Annotated in this window: 3 protein-coding genes; 2 read left to right on the forward strand and 1 reads right to left on the reverse strand. The window is 66.3% G+C overall.

The window, feature by feature from the left end:
* On the reverse strand, positions 1-878 hold an 878-nt coding region (locus tag B4A72_RS01325; protein ID WP_292977981.1), incomplete at its 3' end, for a glucuronate isomerase.
* 74 nt (positions 879-952) lie between these two features.
* On the opposite strand from B4A72_RS01325, the gene B4A72_RS01330 reads away from it, so the two are divergent.
* Complete coding sequence (locus B4A72_RS01330; protein ID WP_292952249.1) at positions 953-1,660, forward strand: GntR family transcriptional regulator; 708 nt, start codon at positions 953-955, stop codon at positions 1,658-1,660.
* Between the two features lie 58 nt (positions 1,661-1,718).
* A partial coding sequence (locus B4A72_RS01335) for a mannonate dehydratase (RefSeq protein ID WP_292977982.1) occupies positions 1,719-2,056 on the forward strand: 338 nt, incomplete at its 3' end.

The raw sequence follows: 2,056 nt of genomic DNA on the forward strand, positions 1-2,056 counted from the left end.
CGGGCCATCTCGGTCAGCATGTGGCCTCGGAAGGCATCGGCTTCCTCGGCGGAACACCGACCGTTCAGCGCCTTTCCGAACAGCGCGGCCGCGTCGGCCTGCGGCAGATCCTCGGTCCGGGCGCTGGCATGGCCATGATCGGACGCGGTCGCGCCGAAATCCCTGAAATACGCGCGGCGGGCGCGGTGGGCGTCCAGGTAGCCCGCCCAGGTCGTCGTGTCGAACCCCGTCTGCTGACCCATCAGCGCAACATTATCGGCAAAGCCCGCCATCTCGGGGTCGATCACACCATCGGGGCGATAGGTCGTCACCACGCGGCCCGGCCAACCCGATTCGCGGATCATCCGGTGCCAGCGAAGATCGTCGGTGGCGGCCTCGGTCGTGGCGATGGCCTCGATCCCGAAGCGGTCGAACAGGGCGCGGGGCCGGAATTCGGGTTTCGCAAGGCAATCGGCGATGTGATCGTAATACCAGTCCGCCGTTTCGGCCGTCAGGCGGCGGTCGATGCCGAAGACATGCCGGAAGGAATGATCCAGCCACAGCCGTGACGGCGTGCCCCGAAACAGATGGTAGTGGCGCGCGAAAATCCGCCAGATGCTGCGCCCGTCGGATGCGACCGGGCCGCCATCGACCCGCGGCACGCCCAGATCGGCCAGCGGCACCCCCTGCGAGGCCAGCATGCGAAAGACATAATGGTCCGGCGTCACGAAAAGCTGCGCCGGATCGGGAAAGGGCTGATCCTCGGCGAACCAGCGCGGGTCGGTATGGCCATGCGGACTGATGATGGGCAGATCGCGCACGCCTTCATACAGATCGCGCGCCAGATCTCGCTGAACCGGTTCGGACGGAAACAGGCGGTCGTCGTCAAGCAGCGCCATCATCCCCCCGATTCGCCTTGCCACTGTGCTAGTCATCTAATATGCTAGATTATGAGATGTCAACCGGAGCCGCCATGACCCCGCCCGCATCGCCCGCCAATGTCGCCCTGCCGGCGCTGGACGAGGCAAGACCGCCCAGCGTGACCGACCAGGTTTATGACGCCCTCTATGAGCGGGTGATCGACCTGACCCTGCCGCCCGGCGCCCGGCTGTCCGAGGCCGAGGTAGCGACGCAGATGGGGGTGTCGCGCCAACCGGTGCGCGATGCCTTCTACCGGCTGTCGCAGATGGGCTTCATCCTGATCCGTCCGCAGCGCGCGACGGTGGTCACGCAGATCTCGGAGCAGGCCATCCGGCAGGCGCATTTCATCCGCAACGCGCTGGAGATCGCCACCGCGCGCGAGGCCGCGTTGCGCCTGACCCCGGATCAGCATCGGGCGCTGGACGATCTGATCGCCCGGCAGGACGCCGCCATCGCAGCCGACGACCGCAGCGGCTTTCATGCGCTGGACGACCGGTTTCACCACGACATCTGCGCCTTCATCGGTCGCGAGGTGGTGTGGACCCTGATCAAGGAAAACAAGGGCCACATGGACCGCGCCCGCTATCTGTCGCTGTCCTACAACGCGCAGAACGCGATGCAGGAACATCGCGTGATCCTGCGCGCCCTGCGCGATCGCGACCCCGATGCCGCCGCCGCCGCCGTCACCGACCATCTGTCACGCATCAACGAGACGCTGGAGCGACTGCGCATTGAACAACCCGAGATGCTGGGGCAATGACAGCTAGACAGGGCGCAACCGACCGGCCCGCAATCGGCTGAAGGAAAAGAGGGACAGAATGCGACAGACATGGCGCTGGTTCGGGCCGCAGGACCGGGTTTCCATCGACGACATGCTTCAGGCGGGTGTGCGGGGCGTGGTCTCGGCCATGCACCACATTCCCACCGGCGAAACATGGTTGCCCGACGAGATCGCGCGCCGCCAGGCCCAGATCGCCGCCATGCGCGACGGCACCCCGTCGGGGCTGGCCTGGGAGGTGGTCGAAAGCCTGCCGGTCAGCGAGGCCATCAAGACCCAGAGCGGCGACTGGCGGGCGCATGTGACGAACTGGATCGCCTCGATGCGCCATCTCCGCGACGCGGGAATCGAGGTGCTGTGCTACAATTTCATGCCGGT

The sequence above is a fragment of the Paracoccus sp. UBA5162 genome, from assembly GCF_002413585.1.
Lineage (GTDB): Bacteria > Pseudomonadota > Alphaproteobacteria > Rhodobacterales > Rhodobacteraceae > Paracoccus.